The sequence below is a fragment of the Flavivirga spongiicola genome (genome assembly GCF_030540825.1).
Lineage (GTDB): Bacteria > Bacteroidota > Bacteroidia > Flavobacteriales > Flavobacteriaceae > Flavivirga > Flavivirga spongiicola.
This window is the reverse complement of record NZ_JAUOEO010000002.1, coordinates 741,372-763,092: the sequence shown is the minus strand read 5'-3', so window position 1 is coordinate 763,092 and position 21,721 is coordinate 741,372. Positions and strand designations below refer to the sequence as shown.

The 21,721-nt window shown below is 31.9% G+C and carries 17 protein-coding genes; 7 read left to right on the top strand and 10 right to left on the bottom strand.

Annotation, left to right across the window (positions count from 1 at the left end):
- Positions 1 to 13: 13 nt before the first annotated feature.
- The 4 genes from Q4Q47_RS23260 to rpsF all read right to left on the bottom strand — a co-directional run bounded on the left by Q4Q47_RS23260 (position 14) and on the right by rpsF (position 4,358).
- The gene (locus tag Q4Q47_RS23260; RefSeq protein WP_303309122.1) at positions 14 to 3,127 is read right to left on the bottom strand and encodes a TonB-dependent receptor; all 3,114 of its coding nucleotides are present in this window, start codon (positions 3,125 to 3,127) and stop codon (positions 14 to 16) included.
- 133 nt (positions 3,128 to 3,260) lie between these two features.
- The gene (gene rplI / locus Q4Q47_RS23255) at positions 3,261 to 3,707 is read right to left on the bottom strand and encodes a 50S ribosomal protein L9 (protein ID WP_303309121.1); all 447 of its coding nucleotides are present in this window, start codon (positions 3,705 to 3,707) and stop codon (positions 3,261 to 3,263) included.
- A 13-nt stretch (positions 3,708 to 3,720) separates the two neighbouring features.
- Positions 3,721 to 4,017 (bottom strand): 30S ribosomal protein S18, encoded by a 297-nt coding sequence (rpsR, locus tag Q4Q47_RS23250; RefSeq protein WP_019388303.1) that lies wholly within the window; start codon positions 4,015 to 4,017, stop codon positions 3,721 to 3,723.
- Positions 4,018 to 4,019: 2 nt separating this feature from the next.
- Positions 4,020 to 4,358: a 30S ribosomal protein S6 gene (gene rpsF, locus Q4Q47_RS23245; RefSeq protein ID WP_303309120.1), complete on the bottom strand. Its 339-nt coding sequence runs from the start codon at positions 4,356 to 4,358 to the stop codon at positions 4,020 to 4,022.
- 200 nt (positions 4,359 to 4,558) lie between these two features.
- Here rpsF and Q4Q47_RS23240 point away from each other — a divergent pair, with 200 nt between their 5' ends.
- Positions 4,559 to 5,254: a LytR/AlgR family response regulator transcription factor gene (locus tag Q4Q47_RS23240; protein ID WP_102754690.1), complete on the top strand. Its 696-nt coding sequence runs from the start codon at positions 4,559 to 4,561 to the stop codon at positions 5,252 to 5,254.
- Between the two features lie 36 nt (positions 5,255 to 5,290).
- Here the strand turns inward: Q4Q47_RS23240 and priA are convergent, their stop codons facing one another.
- The 3 genes from priA to nadC form a co-directional block, all read right to left on the bottom strand.
- Positions 5,291 to 7,744, bottom strand: a complete 2,454-nt coding sequence (gene priA / locus Q4Q47_RS23235) for a replication restart helicase PriA (protein ID WP_303309119.1) — start codon at positions 7,742 to 7,744, stop codon at positions 5,291 to 5,293.
- A 3-nt stretch (positions 7,745 to 7,747) separates the two neighbouring features.
- On the bottom strand, positions 7,748 to 8,689 hold the full coding sequence (locus Q4Q47_RS23230) for a YihY/virulence factor BrkB family protein (protein ID WP_303309118.1): 942 nt from the start codon (positions 8,687 to 8,689) through the stop codon (positions 7,748 to 7,750).
- A 69-nt stretch (positions 8,690 to 8,758) separates the two neighbouring features.
- Entirely contained in the window at positions 8,759 to 9,619 is an 861-nt protein-coding gene (gene nadC / locus Q4Q47_RS23225) for a carboxylating nicotinate-nucleotide diphosphorylase (RefSeq protein ID WP_303309117.1), read from the bottom strand.
- A gap of 127 nt (positions 9,620 to 9,746) precedes the next feature.
- Here nadC and rlmH point away from each other — a divergent pair, with 127 nt between their 5' ends.
- Positions 9,747 to 10,220: a 23S rRNA (pseudouridine(1915)-N(3))-methyltransferase RlmH gene (gene rlmH / locus Q4Q47_RS23220; protein ID WP_303309116.1), complete on the top strand. Its 474-nt coding sequence runs from the start codon at positions 9,747 to 9,749 to the stop codon at positions 10,218 to 10,220.
- A 1-nt stretch (position 10,221) separates the two neighbouring features.
- On the opposite strand, the gene Q4Q47_RS23215 is transcribed toward rlmH, so the two are convergent.
- Both Q4Q47_RS23215 and hpf read right to left on the bottom strand, forming a co-directional pair.
- Positions 10,222 to 10,581, bottom strand: coding sequence for an MmcQ/YjbR family DNA-binding protein (locus tag Q4Q47_RS23215; RefSeq protein ID WP_303309115.1), 360 nt, complete (start codon positions 10,579 to 10,581; stop codon positions 10,222 to 10,224).
- Positions 10,582 to 10,604: 23 nt separating this feature from the next.
- Positions 10,605 to 10,904, bottom strand: coding sequence for a ribosome hibernation-promoting factor, HPF/YfiA family (hpf, locus tag Q4Q47_RS23210; protein ID WP_303309114.1), 300 nt, complete (start codon positions 10,902 to 10,904; stop codon positions 10,605 to 10,607).
- A 149-nt stretch (positions 10,905 to 11,053) separates the two neighbouring features.
- Between hpf and Q4Q47_RS23205 the strand changes: the two genes are divergently transcribed.
- The 4 genes from Q4Q47_RS23205 (at position 11,054) to Q4Q47_RS23190 (ending at position 15,866) form a co-directional block, all read left to right on the top strand.
- Positions 11,054 to 11,626, top strand: a complete 573-nt coding sequence (locus Q4Q47_RS23205; protein WP_303309113.1) for a non-canonical purine NTP diphosphatase — start codon at positions 11,054 to 11,056, stop codon at positions 11,624 to 11,626.
- Positions 11,627 to 11,868: 242 nt separating this feature from the next.
- Entirely contained in the window at positions 11,869 to 14,088 is a 2,220-nt protein-coding gene (locus tag Q4Q47_RS23200) for a RelA/SpoT family protein (protein WP_303309112.1), read from the top strand.
- A 26-nt stretch (positions 14,089 to 14,114) separates the two neighbouring features.
- Positions 14,115 to 14,567, top strand: a complete 453-nt coding sequence (locus Q4Q47_RS23195; RefSeq protein WP_274186456.1) for a Fur family transcriptional regulator — start codon at positions 14,115 to 14,117, stop codon at positions 14,565 to 14,567.
- Positions 14,568 to 14,579: 12 nt separating this feature from the next.
- Positions 14,580 to 15,866 (top strand): adenylosuccinate synthase, encoded by a 1,287-nt coding sequence (locus tag Q4Q47_RS23190; protein WP_303309111.1) that lies wholly within the window; start codon positions 14,580 to 14,582, stop codon positions 15,864 to 15,866.
- Positions 15,867 to 15,951: 85 nt separating this feature from the next.
- On the opposite strand, the gene Q4Q47_RS23185 is transcribed toward Q4Q47_RS23190, so the two are convergent.
- Entirely contained in the window at positions 15,952 to 20,034 is a 4,083-nt protein-coding gene (locus Q4Q47_RS23185; RefSeq protein WP_303309110.1) for an ATP-binding protein, read from the bottom strand.
- 297 nt (positions 20,035 to 20,331) lie between these two features.
- Here Q4Q47_RS23185 and Q4Q47_RS23180 point away from each other — a divergent pair, with 297 nt between their 5' ends.
- Entirely contained in the window at positions 20,332 to 21,696 is a 1,365-nt protein-coding gene (locus Q4Q47_RS23180) for a Gfo/Idh/MocA family protein (protein ID WP_303309109.1), read from the top strand.
- Positions 21,697 to 21,721 lie beyond the last annotated feature (25 nt).

Below are 21,721 nucleotides of genomic sequence, written 5' to 3'. Positions count from 1 at the left end.
ATCTGTTATTATTTTAGAAAATATAACGTAAACCAAATTGTGCTTGCCATCTGGAAGCTAAACTAGAATCGTAGCCAAAAGTTTCTGTTTGATTTGTATTAAAAGTATAAGTTGGAGTTCCCGTTCCATCAACACTCACTCCAATGGGTTGTATGTTGTTTGGTTGCTGAACGAGCCCCCAATCTGAACTTAAAAGATTACCAATATTTAAAACATCAATACTAAACTGAATGGTATTGGTTTTATCTCCGGAAACTTTAAATCTATAATCTTGTAAAAACTTAAGATCCCATTTTCCTCTCCAAGGAGCTAAAGCGCCATAGCGTTCAGCATATTGTCCACGTCTTCCACTTAAATAATCATCCTGAGCGATATAATTTTCCAAAGCTGTATCCTGGCCAGGTCCAGAGAATTGCATTTGCCCAATCTCATTAGCAGTCGGGATATAAATTAAATCGTTTGTTCCAGAACCATCTCCATTTATATCGCCTCCATAGGTATAGTTAAACCTACCTCCTTGTGCATACTCAAAGAACGTTGATATGGTCGTAGACCAAGTATCATCTCCATAATCCCATTTTTTACTAACTACACCAATAAAACGATGCGTATTACCATACTTTGAATACCCCAAAACATCATCATTCACATTTCCAATAATAGGGTTTCCATTAAAGGCATCACTTGTTATTTCTGCCTCAATAGAATTTACATCCTTAGCATTTAAATAACTATAAGCCAGCATTGTGTACAACCCATTATCAAATGTTTTTTGAGCCTTCACCGAAGCGTTCCATATACGTCCTTTATCAGAATTTGTAAAAACGTAAGGCCCAGCTCCCAATCCGAAGTCTGCAATAGCACCACCATAATCTGCTGCTGTATAAATAGGTCTGTTATCTACACCATTCAAAGTTCCTGAAGGAGGCAATAATGCCCAATTTTGTACATGAGGACCGTTTAAATCTTTAGTGTAAGATAGATCTGCAGTTAAAACCAATCCGTTTTCTAACTTTTTATCTGCTCCAATGTTCGTTCTCCAAACCTGAGGAAATTTATAATCAGGATCTACCGCCTCTAGAAAGAATACATCTGGGGCCGTAATTTGATTTCCTAACCATACAAAAGGAAAACGACCGGTAAATAAGCCCGAACCACCGCGAAGCTGAAAGGTATCATCGCCATTAACATCATAGTTAAAACCAACTCTGGGAGAAATTAACCAATCATTATTGGGCATTTGTGTGTTATCAATTAAAACATTTGTTCCCGTATTGGGGTTATAATATGGTATGTCTGGTAACACAAAACCTCTGTCGATAACGTTTTGTGCTTTTTCGGCAGAATCAAAGAATAAAGGTTTATCAAAACGAACACCATAGGTTAACTTAAACTTATCTGTAATGGCCCATTCATCCTGTACATAAAAAGCTAATTGACCTACATTTGTTTCGGCTAGCGCCCATCCTTCTCCATCTGGCACCGCATTATTAGCATCAAAAGTAGCCTGAGGTCCAGCAAAATCGTAACTAGTGGCATCAAAAGCTCCAATATCTACATTTCCAAAAAGGTCAAAACCATAAGCCGTTAAGTTAAAAGAGTTATCAAATTGAAACTTTTCAAAAGAAAATCCAACCGTATAGGTGTGAGCTCCGTTAAAAAAGTTCAAATTATTAGTAAGCTGTATTACTTTTTGATCCAATCTATTATGAACTGAAAAGGGCTCATGCCCAGCTATAATGTAAGGCGATCCATCTTTGTATATGTTAATTGATGGTGCTGGCGTTGAAAACGGATTTCTAAAATCATCAAAATGTGTGTATCCGAATTGAAATTTATTAGTTGCATTATCAGACAATGTAGAATTTAGTTCTATTTGTACAGATTTTAGTTTATTATTAATTTGATAACCTGAGTTTTGAAACTGTAATGTAGAAGCATTTGGGCCTCTAAAACCAATTGCCGTAGGGTGTGCAGGTTTTTCTTTTGATGCATCTAACCAATTATAAATAATAGCCAATCGATGGTTATCATTAATATTCCAATCGAGTTTAAAAATGCCTTTAGTAGATTCTGAAGCATGCGTAAATCCTTCATAACTTCCTGGATCGTATCCAACTGCTAATAAGGCATCTCTTACTGCTATTAAATCACTTTCTAAAACTCTCGATTCATTAATAGCTCCAGACCCAGAATTTGGAGCCCAACCATTGGTTCCTAAATCTGTACGATCATCCTTTTCAAAATTAGCAAAAAAGAATAGTTTGTTTTTAACTATAGGACCTCCAATACTAACGCCATACTGAGTTTGTTCCAACTTAGGTTTTACAACATCGTCACCTTTAACTTTTCCTCCTGTTAGACTTTCATCTCTATAAAAACCATAAACAGTACCATGAAACTCGTTGGTACCACTTTTCGTTACCGCATTAACCGAGGCTCCTGTAAATCCAGATTGTGTGACATCGTATGGAGCCGTAGACACTTGTATTTGGTCTATAGCATCCAATGATACAGGTTGCGCATCTGTTTGCCCTCCTGGTGTTGCCGCATCCAACCCGAATGGGTTATTAAAAATAGCACCGTCTAAAGAGAAGTTATTAAATTGATCATTTCTACCTCCAAAAGAGTTACCACTCGCAGTAGGCTCTAACCTTGTAAAATCTGACGCCGACCTTGAAATGGTTGGTAAACGTGTTATTTCACGTCTACCTACACTAGTTTCTGCACCTGTACGATCGCTACCAAAAGTTCCCGTACCTCCCGTTCCCTGAATAACAACAGCATCTAATTCCTGACTATCGGTCACTAATGTAACATCTAAATTTGTTGTTTTCCCTAAAGTTAGAAATACATCATTATAAGATTGTTCCTGAAAACCAACGAAACTAATCGTAATTGAGTAAGGGCCTCCTACTCTTAAATTTAATAAGTTAAATCTTCCATCAAAGTTTGTAGCTGCTCCATATTTAGTACCTGTTGGTGTATGGATGGCAAGTACATTTGCGCCTGGAAGCGGTTCGGCATTTTCATCTAAAATGAGACCTTTAATGTTTGATGTAGTAACCTGCGAAAATGCAAGAAACCCAAAAAACAAGAAAAAAAATGTGAGGGTTGTTTTTTTCATTTGATTTTAGTTTAGTTTAAGTTAGTCTATTATGCATGCATAGCATTTTATCATAACAAAAATAAACAAAAAAAAGCCATTCATAAGAATGGCTTTACAATATTTAAAAGTTTATTGACTAAATGTCAATATTTTAGTTTGCTTGTGCAATAACTTCAAAAGCTAAATCAACAGACACTTCTCTGTGTAAACGTATCACAGCATTATATTTCCCTGTACGTTTAATCGTTGCAACTGTAATGAATTTCTTATCAATAGACTGTCCTTCTTTTTCAAGAGCTTCAGCGACATTAATATTATTCACAGAACCAAATAATTTGTCTCCAGTACCAACTTTAGCAGCTATTTTAATTTCTAAGGCTTTTAAAGCTTCAGCAATTTTATTAGCATCGTCAACTATTTTCTTTTCTTTAAAAGCTCTTTGCTTTAAATTTTCTGCTAATACTTTCTTAGCAGAAGACGTAGCAAGAATAGCTTGTCCTTGAGGGATTAAAAAATTTCTACCATAACCGTTCTTAACTGTTACAACATCGTCTTTAAATCCTAAATTTTCAACGTCTTGTTTTAATATAAGTTCCATTGTTATCGGTATTTTATTTTAATAAATCTGCTACGTATGGCATTAAAGCTAAGTGACGCGCTCTTTTTACAGCTACAGATACTTTTCTTTGGTATTTTAACGAAGTTCCTGTTAAACGTCTTGGTAAGATTTTACCTTGCTCGTTTACAAACTTTAATAAGAAATCTGGATCTTTATAATCTATGTACTTAATACCAGATTTTTTGAAACGACAATATTTCTTTTGTTTGTTTGTCTCAATATTTAACGGTGTTAAATATCTAATTTCTCCGTCTTTTTTTCCTTTTGATTGTTGTTCTATCGATGACATAATTAAGCTTTTTGTTTAAGTTTAACTCTTCTTCTCTCTGCCCATGAAATAGCATGTTTATCTAATGCTACGGTTAAGTAACGCATAAAACGCTCATCACGTCTAAACTCTACTTCTAAAGCATTAATAGTTTCTCCTGGTACAGTGTACTCAAATAAGTGATAGAAACCACTTTTCTTGTTTTGTATTGGGTAAGCTAATTTTTTAAGCCCCCAATCTTCTTTAGCTATCATCTTAGCGCCGTTAGAAACAAGAAAATCTTCGTATTTCTTTACTGTTTCCTTTATCTGATCTTCAGATAAAACGGGATTTAAGATGAAAACAGTTTCATAATGATTCATAAAAATCTATTTTATTGTTAAAAATTGGGTGCAAAAATAGTCAATATATACATATAAAACAACAATAACTTAAGCATAATATATACTTGTTTATAAATGTTAAAATTATGTTAAAACGAACGCTTTAACGATGATTTTTGGTTTTTAGCCGAATTTTTCGTACTATTGTCGATATCTTAACCGAAATAATATAAAATGTTATGACATTAAACTGTGTAGTAGTAGACGATTCGGCAATACAACGTCTCTCTATCGTTAAGTTAGTAGAGAATCATCCTTCACTTAACTTAATTGCAGAGTATAGTAGTGCCTTAGAAACTAAAAATGGTTTAAATACGCATCAAGTGGACTTAATTTTTTTAGACATTGAAATGCCAGTGCTAAATGGATTTGAACTTTTAGACGTATTAAACAACAAACCCCAAATTATTTTTGTAACCGGTAAAACCGAATATGCTTTTAAAGCATTTAATTATGATGCTACCGATTATTTACATAAACCAATTACAAGAGAACGTTTTAACACCTCTGTAGATAAAGCTTTAGAGCAACATAGATTGACTTTAGACTTTAATGAAGAAGAAGGTGAGCATATTTTTGTAAAGAGTAATCTTAAAAAACGTAAAGTTTATATTAAGGATATTAAATGGATCGAAGCGCTTGGTGATTATGTAAAACTAGTGACGGAAGAAACTAGCTTAGTAGTATTATCTACAATGAAATCTTTCGAAGCTGAATTACCTGAAGGCAAGTTTTTAAGAATCCATAAATCATATATTGTTAATCTTGATAAAATTGACAGATTTAACAGTAAAAATGTTGAAGTTGGAGCTTATGAAATTCCTTTAAGTAGAAATAAAAAGACTCAGTTGGTTGATGCTTTAAATAATATTTAGATCCAACAACTAACTAACCAATTAAACCGAACTAAATTAAAAGTTATCGACATTTAAAATTATTTTAACCGACCGAAAATCTTTTATACTTGAGAAGCTATTATTTATTCTAATGATAGCTTTTTTTGTTTTTGATAATGATTGCTGTTTAGGAATTTTTATCAGAATATTTTTATGAAATTGATTTCTTATTCTAGAAATCGGGGGAGATTCTGGTCCTAATACATAGTCTTTAAAAACCTGTCTTAAAGCCTTTCCCAACCAAACTGAAGCCGCGTCTACCCTATTGTAATCTTTATGCTTTAAAGTAATCTTTATTTGTTTGTAAATAGGCGGATATTTATAATTATAACGATCGTTCATTTGTTCGTTGTACATCTCTACATAATTATTAGTTGAGACCTGTTGTAAAATATTATGATATGGGTTATATGTTTGTATTAATACTTTACCTCTTTCATCTGTACGCCCAGCCCTACCCGAAACTTGTAACATCAGCTGAAAACTACGCTCATGTGCTCTAAAATCAGGGAAATTGAGCATATTATCTGCATTCATAATACCAACTAACTTGACATTTCTAAAATCTAAGCCTTTGGTTAGCATTTGTGTTCCTACTAAAACATCTATTTCTTGTTGTTCTAAGGCTGTAATTATTTTTTCATATCCATATTTCCCCCTTGTAGTATCTAAATCCATTCTTGCTACCTTATAATCTGGGAATAACAATTTCACCTCTTCCTCAATTTGTTCGGTACCAAATCCTTTATTATCTAATTCGGCACTTCCACAAGCCGCACAATCTTTTATCATAACCGAATTATAACCACAATAATGACAACGCAATTGGTTTCTATATTGATGATAGGTTAAACTCACATCACAATTTGGACATTGAGGCGAATTACCGCAGGTATTACATTCCACTATAGGAGAAAACCCACGTCGGTTTTGGAATAATATAATTTGATGCCCTTCTCTTAAAGTCTCTGTCATTTCTTCGATAAGCCTATCGCTAAAATGTCCTTTCATCAGCTTTTTCTTGAACTTATCTTTAATGTCAATCAATTCAATATCCGGCATCAAAACATTATTGTAACGTTTTGTTATTTCAACAAAACCATACTTGTTTTGTTTGGCGTTAAAGTAACTTTCTAAACTCGGTGTAGCAGAGCCTAAAAGTATTTTTGCTTCGTGCATATTTGCTAATACAACAGCAGTATCTCTGGCATGATAACGTGGTGCTGGATCAAACTGTTTAAAAGACTGTTCATGCTCTTCATCAACAACTATAAGTCCTAAATTATCAAATGGTAAAAAGATAGAAGAACGCGCCCCTAAAACTATTCTTGCCTTTACTGAATTATTTAAAACATGATTCCAAACCTCTACACGTTCATGCGATGAATATTTAGAATGAAAAACAGCTACCTGCTCTCCGAAATAATTCTGCAATCGTGTAATTAGTTGTGCGGTTAACGCTATTTCCGGCAACAAGTAAAGCACTTGTTTTCCTTTACTTAAAACATCTTCAATTAGCTTTACATATACTTCAGTTTTACCAGAAGAAGTCACTCCATGAAGCAATGTAACCGCGTGTTTATTAAAAGCGTTTTTTATTTCTTTTAAAGCTACTTCTTGATACTCATTAAGGTTTTTAGTAGCTTCATTTTCATCTCCAGAGTATTGAACACGATCTGTTTGAATATAATATTCCTCGAGAATTTCTTTATCAATCAATGATTTTATGATAGCAGTTGACGCACCACTTTGAGTAGATAAATCAGCAACCTTTACAGGTTTTTTGGTAGTCGCAGAAACAGAAAATAAAGTCATAATGACCTGCCGTTGTTTTGGTGCTCTACTTAAATCATCCAATAACTTTTGAAGTGCCTCTTCTGAAGAAAAGCTGGCATGTAGTTTTGCATAACGAACCAATTTAGGCTTATATTTTTCATATACTTCTTCTTCGACAGAAATAACCTCCTTTTCAATTAATCGCTTAATAACTGGCAATACATTCTTTTTATCAAGAATATTAGAAATATCATGAATTTTTAAAGATGATTGATGGTGCAATGCTTCGTAAACCAAAAACTCATCATCCTTTAATATCGCTTCATCAATGGCTTTAGTCTTATTTTTTAAGATAACTGTTTCACTTTCTAAAATAAAAGCACTAGGTAAAGCTGCCCGCATCACATCACCCAACGTGCACATGTAATAGTTACTTATCCATTGCCACAATTGTAATTGTTTTTCATTTACAATAGGAAAGTCGTCTAAAATTTGCTGAATATCTTTAGCATCATAAGCTGTTGGTGGTTCATTATGAACTCTGTAAACAATGCCAGTATAGATTTTCGATTTCCCAAAGGGTACTGCAACACGCATTCCGGGTTTTAAAAAATCAGATTCTAAAACACTTATACGATAAGTAAAGAGTTTTTTAAGAGGTACGGGAATTATAACGTCTATAAAATATGACATAAACTAACACCTTTTACGTAGTTTATTCAAAGATGCATTTAATTCGTAACCTAACAATAAAATATTGGCATTAAGCCACAAATAAAATAATAGAATTAATAACGCTCCAATAGAGCCATAAAGTTTATTGTATTGTCCGAAATTTTCAATATAAAGACCAAATAGGTATGATGATAAAATAATAAGTAAAGTTGTAAATAAAGCACCTACAGAAAAGAATTTAGAATGCCTTCCCTCTTGAGTACCAAAATAGTATAAAGTTGCTGTGGCTAAATATACCATCATAATAAAGAAAGCATATTTAGCAATATCTGTCCATAATACATTTTGGTTTTCAACTTGATAGCCTTGATTTTCTAGAGCAGCAAATAATTCCTGCACGACATATATTTGGAAATACCCTAAAACAGCGATGGTGATAATAAGTAAAAATGCCAGTATCAACGCAATACCTAAAGCATACAAATATTGTTTGAAAACGTTACGGGTCAATTGCTCGTGATACGAGTTTTCAAAACCAGAAAATACAGCATTCACACCATTTGCCATTAATGCAATTGATAATACAAAAACAGAAGACAATAAGCCTCCTCGTTGTGTTTTATCAATGTTTTCGAATATGTTTTCAACGAAAAAATCAGATGTATTTGGTGGTAGAAAGGATTCCAAAAAGGTCAAGAATTCAATTTTAAAATCATCAATCGGTACATATGGAATAATAATTAACACAAATAATAAAAAAGGAAACAGTGCCATAAAAAAACTAAAAGCAATAGCACTTGCCCGGGTTGTTAAAGCTCCTCTTAAAATACCTATAATATAAAGTTCTAATAAATCGTAAAACGATAACCCCTCAAGGCCTGGTAATTTTATTTGCTTAAAAACTCGCGCCAAGACATTTATTACTGGAATCTTATCAAGTTTGTCTTCAACGGGCTTGGTCATTAATTTAGCTTAAAAGTTTAAAATTTCTTGTTTATCAAGAAAACTAAACGACTATTAAGAGTGATAAAACTATTTTATAGCTTTTAAACTCAAATCCATGTTATGGACAGAATGCGTTAAAGCACCACACGAAATATAATTTACACCGCATTCTGCATAATGCCTAATAGTAATTTCATTTATATTACCAGAAGATTCAATAAGGCATTTATCTCCTATCAGTTTTACAGCTTTCCTTGTATCTTCATAGTCAAAGTTATCAAGTAAAATTCTATAAATACCATTACTTTTTAATATTTCTTCAACCTCGATTAAATTTCTGGCCTCAACCATAATTTTCAAATCTTTTTCAGTTTCTCTTAAATATGATTTTGTCATCTCAATGGCTTTCGTAATACCACCTGCAAAATCAATATGATTGTCTTTAAGCATAATCATATCATATAACGCAAATCTATGATTTTCTCCCCCTCCAATAACTACAGCCCATTTTTCCAATACACGAATTCCCGGTGTTGTTTTACGCGTATCAAGAATTTTAGTGTTAGTCCCTTTTAATAAATCGACAAACATTCTTGTTTTAGTTGCAATCGCACTCATACGTTGCATAGCGTTTAATACGGTCCGCTCTGCTTTTAAAATAGATTGAGAAGGCCCTTCAATATACATAACAATATCACCATAAGTAACTTCTGTCCCATCTTCAATTCTTACGTCTAATTTCAAGTTTTTATCCACGTAAGCAAATACTTTTTTGGCAAAATTAACGCCCCCGATAACACCTTTATCTTTAACTAAAAGTTTTGCTTTGCCTTTAGCATTTTCTGGAATACAAGCTAAAGAACTATGATCACCATCTCCCACATCTTCTCTTATAGCATTCGAAATTATCATTTTAACTTCTGTATCAAATTGCTCTTGTGTTATCATATAAATAGTTGGTTTGCAACAAAAATAAGAAATTGATTTACTAAATTAAATTTTACATTTATGAAATTTTTATTTTTTTCATCTAAATATGCGCTTTTCATAAATACTAAATAGTAATTTTGCTACTATGACTATAAAACTTCTCGCCATTGGCAAGACTGATAATAAGGAACTTCAATCGCTAATTAATGCATATATAAGACGTTTAGGCTTCTATATTAAGTTTTCACTAGAAATTATTCCAGACATAAAAAACACTAAAAATCTAAGTGAAGAGCAACAAAAACAAAAAGAGGGCGAGCTCATTATAAATAAGCTTAATACTACAGATGTTTTAATTTTATTAGATGAAAACGGTAAACAATTAGATTCCATTGGGTTTTCTGCCTACTTACAGAAGCACATGAACTCTGGTATTAAGCAATTGGTTTTTGTTATTGGTGGTCCTTATGGATTCTCACAAGATGTTTATAATAAATCAAATGGGAAAATATCATTATCAAAAATGACATTTTCCCATCAGATGATCCGTTTATTCATTATTGAACAACTATACAGAGGTTTTACAATTTTAAAGAATGAGCCTTATCATCACAGGTAAGTTATAAACTTTCTAATTCCAAACGGGCTTTCTTAGTAAGCTTAGCTACAACTAAATGGTAAGAAACATCTAACCATTCACATAATATTTTATCAGAAATTGAACCATCAACCAAAACTCTACTCCAATGTTTTTTACTAAAATACGATGGTTCTTCTAATGCATCGTATTGCGCACGAAGTTCTTCTATAGTTTCCGGCTCGCATTTAATACTAAAACTGTCAAATGTATTTATATCCGTAGCTGTAAACATTTTGCCTTTTACTTTAAAAACAAGAACATCCGGTAGCTTAGGAAATGGGATAGACTCAGTGACTCCTTTTTTAGATAAACAATACGATCGATAAGTTTCAATATTCATCTTATATAAATATTTAACCCAAATTAATGCGTTTTATAAACTTCCTTTCGTTTTTGTAATTGACGTTCCAAATCCTTGATAGTCTCTCTTACAGACACTTCAAAATTACGCTCATTAGAGGTTGCAAAAATTCGAGGTCCTGGCAAACTTAGTTCTATATTGCAAATTTTACCTATATCGTGTTGATTTTCATCTTGCTTAAAATGCACTTTTGCACTTATTAAAAACTCATAACGATTAAATATTTTTTTTAATTTTTCTTCGGTGAAACTTGAAAGTGTTTCACTTACATCTACTCCTACATACTGAATATTTACTGTCATAATTATTTCTCTTTTTATATTAAAATTCTTAATCTAAGATACGCGTTTTTAAAATAATTTACAGTAACAAAAATCATAAAAATTTATAAAATATTTTTATTTATAAATCATTATAATGGTATTTTTGAAAACTTAAATTCATTTAGTATATGCAACTTGTTTTCGCTACCAACAACCTTAATAAAATAAGAGAAGTACAAGCTTTGATCCCTAACCACATTAAGTTATTAAGCTTGAATGATATTGATTGCTTTGAAGATATTCCTGAAACTCAAAACACGATTGAAGGCAATAGTATTCAGAAGGCGAAATATGTAAAAACCCATTATGGGTACGATTGTTTTGCTGATGATACAGGATTAGAAGTAGCTATTTTAAATGGTGCACCAGGAGTTTATTCAGCCCGTTATGCCGGAGAGCAACGTAATGCCGATGATAATATGGACAAATTACTAACCGAATTAAGAAATAAAACCAATAGAAATGGTCAGTTTAAAACGGTTATTACGCTCCAACTCAATAACAAACAATACATCTTTACTGGTATATGCGAAGGAGAAATAACGAACACTAAAAGTGGAGCATCTGGTTTTGGTTACGATCCTATTTTTAAGCCCAAAGGATACCAACAAACTTTTGCTGAAATGGATTTAAGTTTAAAAAACAGAATTGGGCATCGTGGAAAGGCCGTACTTCAGTTAGTTGATTTTTTAAAATCTTAACCTGCATTATTCACAGTTATTCTATTCCAAAGACAAACTGCCTACTACCTTTAACAGTCCTCTTAATTTTTATACCTCAAAAGTAAGTAACAATTTATCCGTTAAAAATTATTATGCTTCCTAAATCTATTGACATTTTAACTTTTCATAACGAAAGCCATGAATAATAAAGGTTAGCAAAACAGGTATAAAAAATCAGATTTCGTGTTGGTGGTTAATTTTCTTTATGTTATTTTTAATTTATGACAGATGAAGCTATAGAAAAAGAAAATGCAGCAATTACTAAAGCCTACAAAGAATTATTAAAAGTTAGCTATACAACGCTATCTGGTGATGATAAAAAATTAATACGTAAAGCTTTTGATGTTGCTATAGATGGACACAAGGATCAGCGTAGAAAATCGGGGGAAGCTTATATTTTTCACCCTTTAGCCGTAGCAAAAATAGTGGCTCAAGAAATTGGGTTGGATGGTACTTCCATTGCTGCTGCCTTACTTCACGATGTTGTTGAAGATAGTCCAAATTACTCTATAAAGGACATTGAAAAACTATTCGGAAAAACAATAGCCACTATTGTAGATGGGCTCACAAAAATATCTTCTTTAAGTAAAGAAAAAGACATGAATGTGTCTTTACAAGCAGAAAACTTTCGTAAAATGCTGCTTACTCTTAATGATGATGTTCGTGTTATCATAATAAAAATTGCAGATAGGCTCCATAATATGCAAACAATGGGATCCATGCGCCCTGATAAACAAGAAAAAATAGCCTCTGAAACATTATATATTTATGCACCTTTAGCACATAGAATTGGCTTATACAACATTAAAACCGAACTTGAAGATTTAGGCTTAAAATATACCGAACCAGATGTTTATAATGATCTTTTTGATAAAATTAAAGAAAGCAAGGAAGAACAAGATAAATACATTGAAGAGTTTAGTGAGGTTATAAAAAACTCTTTAGATAAAGAAAATTTTGAATACACCATAAAAGGGCGACCAAAATCTATTTTTTCGATTAGAAAAAAAATGCTTAATCAGGGTGTGTCTTTTGATGAAGTATACGATAAGTTTGCAGTAAGAATTATTTATAAAAGTGATGAGGCTAATGAAAAGTTTTTCGCTTGGAAAATATACTCCGTGGTAACAGATCATTTTAGACCTAATCCTATACGACTCCGTGATTGGATTTCCTCTCCTAAGTCTACTGGGTATGAAGCTTTACATATTACTGTCATGGGACCTAAAGGACGCTGGGTAGAAGTTCAAATACGAAGTGATCGTATGAATGAAATTGCTGAGAAAGGTTATGCCGCTCACTATAAATACAAGCAAGACAAAGAAAAAGAAGATAATTTAGAAAGCTGGATTAATAAACTCCAGGAAGCTTTAGAAAACCCAGATACAAATGCCGTAGATTTTGTTGAACAGTTTAAACTCAACCTATATTCACAAGAGATATTTGTATTTACTCCAACTGGAGAATTAAAATCATTACCCAAAGGGGCTACATCATTAGACTTTGCATTTAATATTCATACCGAGGTTGGTATGAGAACCAGGGGTGCGAAAGTAAATGGTAAGTTAGTACCGTTAAGTCATGAATTGCAAAGTGGTGATCAAGTAGACATTTTGACCTCAGAAAGTGCCAAACCCAATGCTAACTGGTTGGATTATGCCACCACAGCTAGAGCTAGAGGTAAAATAAAATCTGCTTTAAAGGAAGATAAAAAACTTATAGGCGAAGATGGTAAAGAAATCCTTAGAAGAAAATTAAAACAACTAAAAATCACGCTCAATGAAGCTTCTACAAATGAATTAGTTAACTATTTTAAACTTAAAACAAGTCTGGATTTGTTTTATAGGGTTGGCATTGGTACTATTGATAATACCATGCTTAAAAGTTACGCTGCTTCCAGAAGCAATGTTTTAATGAGTTTTATTAAAAATAAAATCTCAAGAAAAGCGGCCATTAAAAAAGAAGATTTAGAAAAAGAAGAAGTTACAGCCAAATACGATTCTTTAGTTTTTGGTAAGGAAGAAGAAAAACTAGACTACAAAATATCAAATTGCTGTAATCCTATTCCTGGTGACGAAGTTTTTGGTTTTCTAACTGTTAGTGAAGGTATTAAGATTCATAAAAAAAATTGCCCTAACGCACTCAGTTTACAATCCAATTATGCTTACAGGATTATGCAGGCTAAATGGGTTGACTCTACTCAACAAGAATTTCTAGCTAAAATTAAAATTACAGGAATTGATCATATAGGCTTAGTAAGTGATATTACCTCAATTGTTTCAGATAACATGCATGTGAACATGAAAAGCTTAAGTTTTGAAAGTGATGACGGTTTATTTTCCGGAAAAATCAATGTTATTGTAAAAAATAATACTATCATAAAAAAGCTTTTAGAGAAACTAAAAAAAATTAATGGTATAGATAAGGTTACTAGAGTGTAAAAAAAGTGTAAATTTGCGACGAAATTATGAATGCAAAGGCAGATACAAAAAATCAAGACATAGTTAAAAGCGTATTTACTAGCTTTTTAGAAGGTAACGGACACCGCAAAACGCCCGAACGCTATGCCATACTCCAAGAAATTTATAATAATACAGAACACTTCGATATAGAATCGTTATATCTTAGCATGAAAAACAAGAAATATCGTGTGTCTCGTGCTACACTGTATAACACTATTGAATTACTTCTAGAATGTGGTTTAGTAAGAAAACATCAGTTCGGAAAGAATCAGGCACATTACGAAAAATCCTATTTCGATAGACAACATGACCATGTTATACTTACAGATACTGGAGAGGTTATAGAATTTTGCGACCCTAGAATTGAATCTATAAAAAAAACAATCGAAGAAATTTTTGATATTGAAATTAATAACCACTCACTCTATTTTTACGGAAATAGAAAATCAAACACTTAACTAATTTTTACAATGGCAGTAGATTTACTACTAGGATTACAATGGGGAGACGAAGGCAAAGGAAAAATTGTTGACGTACTTACCTCCAACTACAATATTATTGCTCGTTTTCAAGGAGGGCCTAATGCTGGACACACTTTGGTTTTTAACGGAAGAAAACATGTTTTACATACCATTCCTTCAGGGATATTTCATGATGATGCTACAAATTTGGTAGGTAATGGTGTTGTTATAGATCCTGTTATTTTTAAAGGAGAACTAGACAAATTAGAAGAACAAAGTGTAGATTACAAAAAATCTCTGGTTATTTCTCGTAAAGCACATATAATTCTACCAACGCACCGTTTATTAGATGCTGCAAGTGAAGCTTCTAAAGGGAAAGCAAAAATAGGCTCCACTCTTAAAGGTATTGGTCCAACTTACATGGACAAAACTGGTAGAAATGGTATTCGTGTTGGAGATTTAGAATTAAGTGACTGGAAAGAACGTTATAGAGCATTAGCTAATAAGCACGAATCTATGATTTCTTTTTATGATGTAGATATAGAGTATGATTTAACAGAACTTGAAACAGCCTTTTTTAAAGCTATTGATGTATTAAAGTCTTTAAAGTTTATAGATTCTGAAGAATATATTTATCAAGCACAAAAATCTGGACAAACCATTTTGGCAGAAGGTGCTCAAGGATCGTTACTAGATATCGATTTTGGAACTTATCCATTTGTAACATCAAGTAATACAACCGCTGCTGGTGCTTGTACTGGTTTAGGGGTATCTCCTAACCAAATCGGTGATGTATTTGGTATTTTTAAAGCCTATACAACGCGTGTAGGTTCTGGACCTTTCCCTACCGAACTTTTCGATAAAGATGGTGAAACTATGGCACGCGTTGGTAATGAATTTGGTGCGACTACCGGGCGACCTAGACGCTGTGGCTGGCTGGATTTAATTGCTTTAAAATACGCATGTCAAGTAAATGGTGTTACTCAATTAATGATGATGAAAGGCGATGTGCTTTCTGGTTTTAAAACTTTGAAAGTATGCACCGCTTATAAATATAAAGGTGAAGTTATTAAGCATTTCCCTTATAATATTGAACCAGAAAATGTAGAACCAATTTATACTGAGTTTAATGGTTGGCAAGAAGATTTAACAGCCATGTCTGAAGCATCTCAACTACCACAGGCTTTAAACGAGTATATTGCCTTTTTAGAAAAAGAACTGGAAATTCCTATCACCATTGTTTCTGTAGGACCAGATAGAAAACAGACTATATTTAGAGAACAATTAGTTCACTAAGTATTCTATATATTAAAAAAAGTGCTCCAAAATATTTTGGAGCACTTTTTTTGTCTTAAAATTATGCATCAATAAACAATGTCCTCTAAATGATGTTTTCTAAACGATGCTTTTTGAGGTATTCGTCAACACCCATTTTTTTTGCTTCAATTCCAAAATTCTTAGGGTTTTTCTTATATAGTTTTTTAAAACATTTAGAAAAATATTTCGGATCATTAAAGCCTACCATAAAAGCAACTTCAGAAATTGTATAGCCATATTTGGCAATTAAAATGGCCGCTTTTTTTAACCGCATTAGACGAACAAAATCAACTAAACTGTGCCCCGTTAAAGATTGACATTTTCTATAAAGACTAGAATAGCTCATATTTAAAGAATCTGCAAGCGTTTCTATTTTAAAATTAGCATCATCTAATTTTGAATTTATTCTAAATGTTAAGTTTTCAAGAAAAACCTCATCTGGGGATTGCTCTAATTTTATTTTTGGATGACTAATTATTTCTTTGCGGTATTTTGAAATTATATGTTCTTTAGATGAAATTATATTTTTAACCTTTAACAATAACTCTTTAGTATTAAAGGGCTTGTTAATATATTCTATAGCACCGGATTTTAGTCCAGAAATCTTAGCATTTGTAGAGTTTTTTGCTGTCAGTAATATAATAGGAATATGCTTTGTTAAGTGATCTGTTTGTAATGCTTTACACATTTCAATGCCATCAAGTTTAGGCATCATGATGTCACTTAGAATAAGGTCAGGAAAATTACTTTTGGCATAATGAAAACCTTCTTCACCATTTTCAGCAAGAATAATATTGTATTGATCAAATAACAGTTCTTTTAAAAAAGTCTGCAAATCATAATTGTCCTCTACTATTAGGATTGTTTTTTTATACAGGTTAGGCCCTTCACTTTCCTTTTCATTTTCGTTTTTATCTTCAATATCAACTATTGGTTTTTCAGAATCACTAGTTATAATTTTTTCAGAATCTAGATAAGCCTCTTCTGTAACAGGTAATGTAATAGTGAAATTTGTGCCTTCTAAGTGGGTTGAATCAACTTTAATTGTTCCTCTATGTAAATCTATCAATTCTTTTGTAAGTGCCAATCCAATACCAGAACCTTTGTTCTTTTTACCTATGTTAGATTGGTAGAATAATTCGAAAATAGTATCTAATTCCTCTTTGGGAATTCCAGGACCAGAATCTATTACAGACAATTTTATTTGTTTTTTTGAATTGATTGGAATTATACTTAACTGAATATTTCCCTCTTTTGGAGTAAACTTGAATGCATTGGAAAGTAGGTTATATATAATGTGTTCTATTTTTTCTTTATCATACCATGCTTCTGACAAATTTTCTGGACAGTTTATAGCAAAATCAATTTGTTTTTTTCTTGCTAATTCTTTAAATGACAAAGAAATGTCTTCAATATTTTTAAACAAATTATTTTTAGTAACTGTTAACCTTAACTTGTTTAATTCTTTATTCCTAACTAAGGTTAACTCGCGAGCTATTTTAGAAAGTCGATTCGTATTATTGGCTATAATATTTAGGCGTTGTTTAAGTAGTAAGTTTCCATTTTGTTCGGCCAATCTTAACATATCATCAATTGGACCTAAAATTAGTGTTATTGGAGTTTGAATTTCGTGAGACATTTTAGTAAAGAAATTCATTTTAAGGTCATGTAACTCACTTTCTTTTTTATGGCTAACTTTTTCTAAGAATAATTTTTTTTTCAACGAATACCACCGTTTTAGTCCAAATATAAATAACCCAAAAAAACACATGTAAATAAAATATGCTATTGGTTTATTCCAAATAGGCTGGTCTATTTCTATAGTAATTTGCTTCTTTGGAATATCCCAAACACCTTTTTTTGTGCCTGCCTTAACTTCAAAAATATAACTACCTGAAGGAATATTTGTATAAGTAGCAATGCGTTCAGAACGGCTAGTTATCCAATCATCATCAAATCCTTTTAATCTATATGCATAATAATATTTTGGATTGAGAATATTATCAATAGCAGAAAACCTAAACGAAAAAGAAGATTGGTTATATTTTAATTTTAATAATTCAACATTAGAAATTCCCGAAGGAATTTGTGAAGGAATTAAAGCATCGGCTGGTTGATTAAGAATCTCTATAGTATTAATAGAGAGTGAAGGGTGCGGTACTTTTTTGCTTAACTGTTTTGGATTAAAATAATTTAAACCTTTAAGTCCGCCAAAATACATGGTACCCTGCTTATCTTTAAAAGCACTTCTAGATAAAAAGGAATTATCTTGCAGACCATCTGTACTGTAATATCTTTTTAAACTGGCTTTTTCAATATTTATATGACATATCCCATTGTTCGAACTCAACCAAATATTATTATTGTCTTCTACTATTACAGAACTAAAATCTTGCTCGTTAATAGATTCTATATGGTCAAAAGTTGAATATGATTTACTCTTTGTGTGAAACTTTAAAAGTTTGCTAACGCTATTTATTAACCATATATCATTGGAATCTCCAAGAGCCATATACTTGACTCTATGGTTTTTACTCTCATTATTTTTACTATAAGAATGATTTGAAAACGTTGAGTGCTTTAGGTTGTTTTTATTTTCATTAAACATAAACAAACCTCCTTGATAAATTCCTAACCAAATAGCACCTGTTTCATCTTCAATAAAACTTTCAACAATAGAGCCTTTTAAACCTTTTGTATTATTCTCAAAAGAGGCTAATAGGCTTAAATTAGAAGAATAGACATTTATTGAAATATTTGATCCAACCCAAATACGATCTTTAGAGTCTTTAAATACAGTTCTTACATCAGTAGCTTCCTGCTTTTTAGAATTAACAATATTAACTTTTTCAAAAGTCCCTTTCTTTGTATTATGAAAATAAAGTCCATTTTTATAGGTACCAAACCAAATATTAGATTGATTATCTTCAATTATAGATTGTACATAAAAGCCTTTATTTAATGCTATATTATTAAAGTATTGTGTTTCATTCGTAGAACCATCTAAGTTATAACTGATTTTTGTTATGCCAGAGCCATCTGTTCCAGCCCATAAGTCGCCTTGAGAGCTTTTATAGACAGATAAAACTCTAAGAGGTGTATTGTTTGCGGAACCTTCATGGTATTTAATATTGTTATTAGCACTTGGTAGTACGTTAAGTTTACCATAATTTGTGCATATCCATATATTTTTATGATTGTCTTCATTAATATTTAAGATGGTATTACTCCCCAAAGAAAATTCATTAGAATCTTGTTTAGTGAATATCTCAATTTCTCCATTGTTAGAATTTATTTTGTACAAACCACCTCCATCTGTACCTCCCCACATATAGCCTTCCTTATCGCAAAACAGTGTTAAGAATATTTCTTTATTAATATTATAGCTCTTTTTTTCAAAAAGAGATTCTTGAATGAATTGTTTAAGTACACTATCATACACAAGAACTCCAAAGGCTTCAGTACCTATCCAAAGTTTGTTATTGTTATCTGTTCTTAGAATTATAGTCCCTGGGTAATCGGTATAGACACCTACTAATTCAGTCGTTTTTTTTGATTTTAAGGAATAGTTAAAAATTTTCCCATTGTCTGTGCTTACATATAACTCATTTGGTTTTACAAAATCAATATCAATACTGTTTTTAAGAGGTAAACCCTCATTATAAATTGTTGTAATATGATCAATTTTAGAGCCTGAATAACAATATATCGCACTGTTTTTTGAAATTAACCAAACATTTTCTTCTTTTGGGCGAACTTTTGTAATGCCATCTTTTACCAGTATTGAAATATCTTCAAATTGCCCTTTTGGTGCATTATATTTGGACACCAACCCTAATGTAGATGTTATCCATATGTTATTATTATTATCTAAAACAATATCCTTTATAACATCTTCTTCTTTCCAATTAGGAAAAATAGTTTCATTTTTTACTGCTTTATAATTATATCCATCATACACTAAAATACCATAAACTGAAAGCATCCAGATGTTTCCCTGTTGATCTTGAGCTGTTTTTGATATAGCTACAGATTTATTATTAAAAATTGGTGATAAGTGCTTAAAATTTGCATGATTTTGCCCATACGAAAATGAAGAGTAAAAAAAAGCAATGAGTAGAAAATGATAAAGTTTTAATGAGAGCATTGATTATATTTTTAGTGAAAAATAGTTTTTGTAAGGGCTATTTTTTTAAAAACTACTAAATATTGTAAAAAGAAAGAATCATGTAAATATATTAATAAATTCCATTTGAGTTTATTTGAAATGCTATAAACAAGAACAAAGAGAGAGGTATATTAATCAAAAAGGAGTAAAAAATAGTCAAACCATACTTTTAAACTAAATAGTACTCCAAAATGACTAAAATATCATCACGATTATTAATTGTGTATAGTATTTTTGGTTAAGCTTTAACATTAATAACTTTTTATTAAAATTCACATGAATTCAAGACGAAATTTCATAAAGAAATCTGCTATAACAGGAGCAGGAATAGCTATGGCTCCAAACTTAACATTTGGGATATCTAATAAAGGAAGAGGAGAAAAATTAAATATAGGAATAATAGGTGTTGGACTACGAGGGACCAATCACTTAGGAAATTTGTTGCAAAGAAGCGATGTAAATGTATTAGCTATTTGTGATATAGATTCAAAAAGAATTTCAATAGCCTTAGATAAAATAGAAAAAGCGAATCATAAAAAACCACAAGTATTTGGTAAAAGTGATTATGATTATAGAAATTTATTAGCTTTAAAAGACATAGATGCAGTCATTATAGCTACTCCTTGGCTATGGCACACAAAAATGGCTGTAGATGCTATGAAGGCTGGCAAATATACAGGATTAGAAGTTTCTGCAGCTAATACCTTAGAGGAATGTTGGGATTTGGTAAATACACATGAAGAAACTGGATCACATCTAATGATTCTAGAGAATGTAAACTACCGAAGAGATGTTTTGGCTGTACTAAATATGGTAAAGCAAAATGTGTTTGGAGAATTGTTACACTTTACATGTGGTTACCAACATGATCTTAGACATGTAAAACTTAACGACGGAAAAACAGCTTATGGAAAAGGAGTTGAATTTGGAGAAAAAGGTATTTCAGAATCGACATGGAGAACACAGCATTCGTTGTTAAGAAATGCAGATGTATATCCAACTCATGGTCTAGGACCAGTAGCTACCATGGCAGATGTAAACAGAGGTAATCGTTTCCTCTCTTTAACATCCCACGCTACCAAAGCCATTGGATTGAACAAATATATTGTTGACAATGGAGGTAAGGATCACCCTAATGCGAAATTGAAATGGAAACAAGGAGATATTATAACATCTACAATAGAGACTTCTAATAGTGAAACTATTATTGTAACACATAATGTAAATACCCCACACCCCTACTCTTTAGGATTTAAGGTACAAGGTGTACAAGGACTTACAGATTTCGATTACCATACACAACGTATTCATATAGAAGGTGTAACAAAAGGACATGGCTGGGAAGATATGGATGCATGGTTTAAAAAATATGATCATCCTTTATGGAAAAAATATGGCAATGATGCGACAGAAGCTGGTCATGGTGGAATAGACTTTTTCGTAATGAATGCCTTTGTAGAATCTGCAAAACAAAATATAGCACCACCAATGGATGCTTACGATGCAGCAGCATGGAGTGCAGTAACGCCATTATCAGAACTATCAATAGAGAACAATGGAGAACCACAAGATTTCCCAGATTTTACTAGGGGCATGTGGGTAAAACGTAAACCTTATAACTGGATTAAGGATACTTATTAATTTTTGAACTTTAAAGAAATAGTCA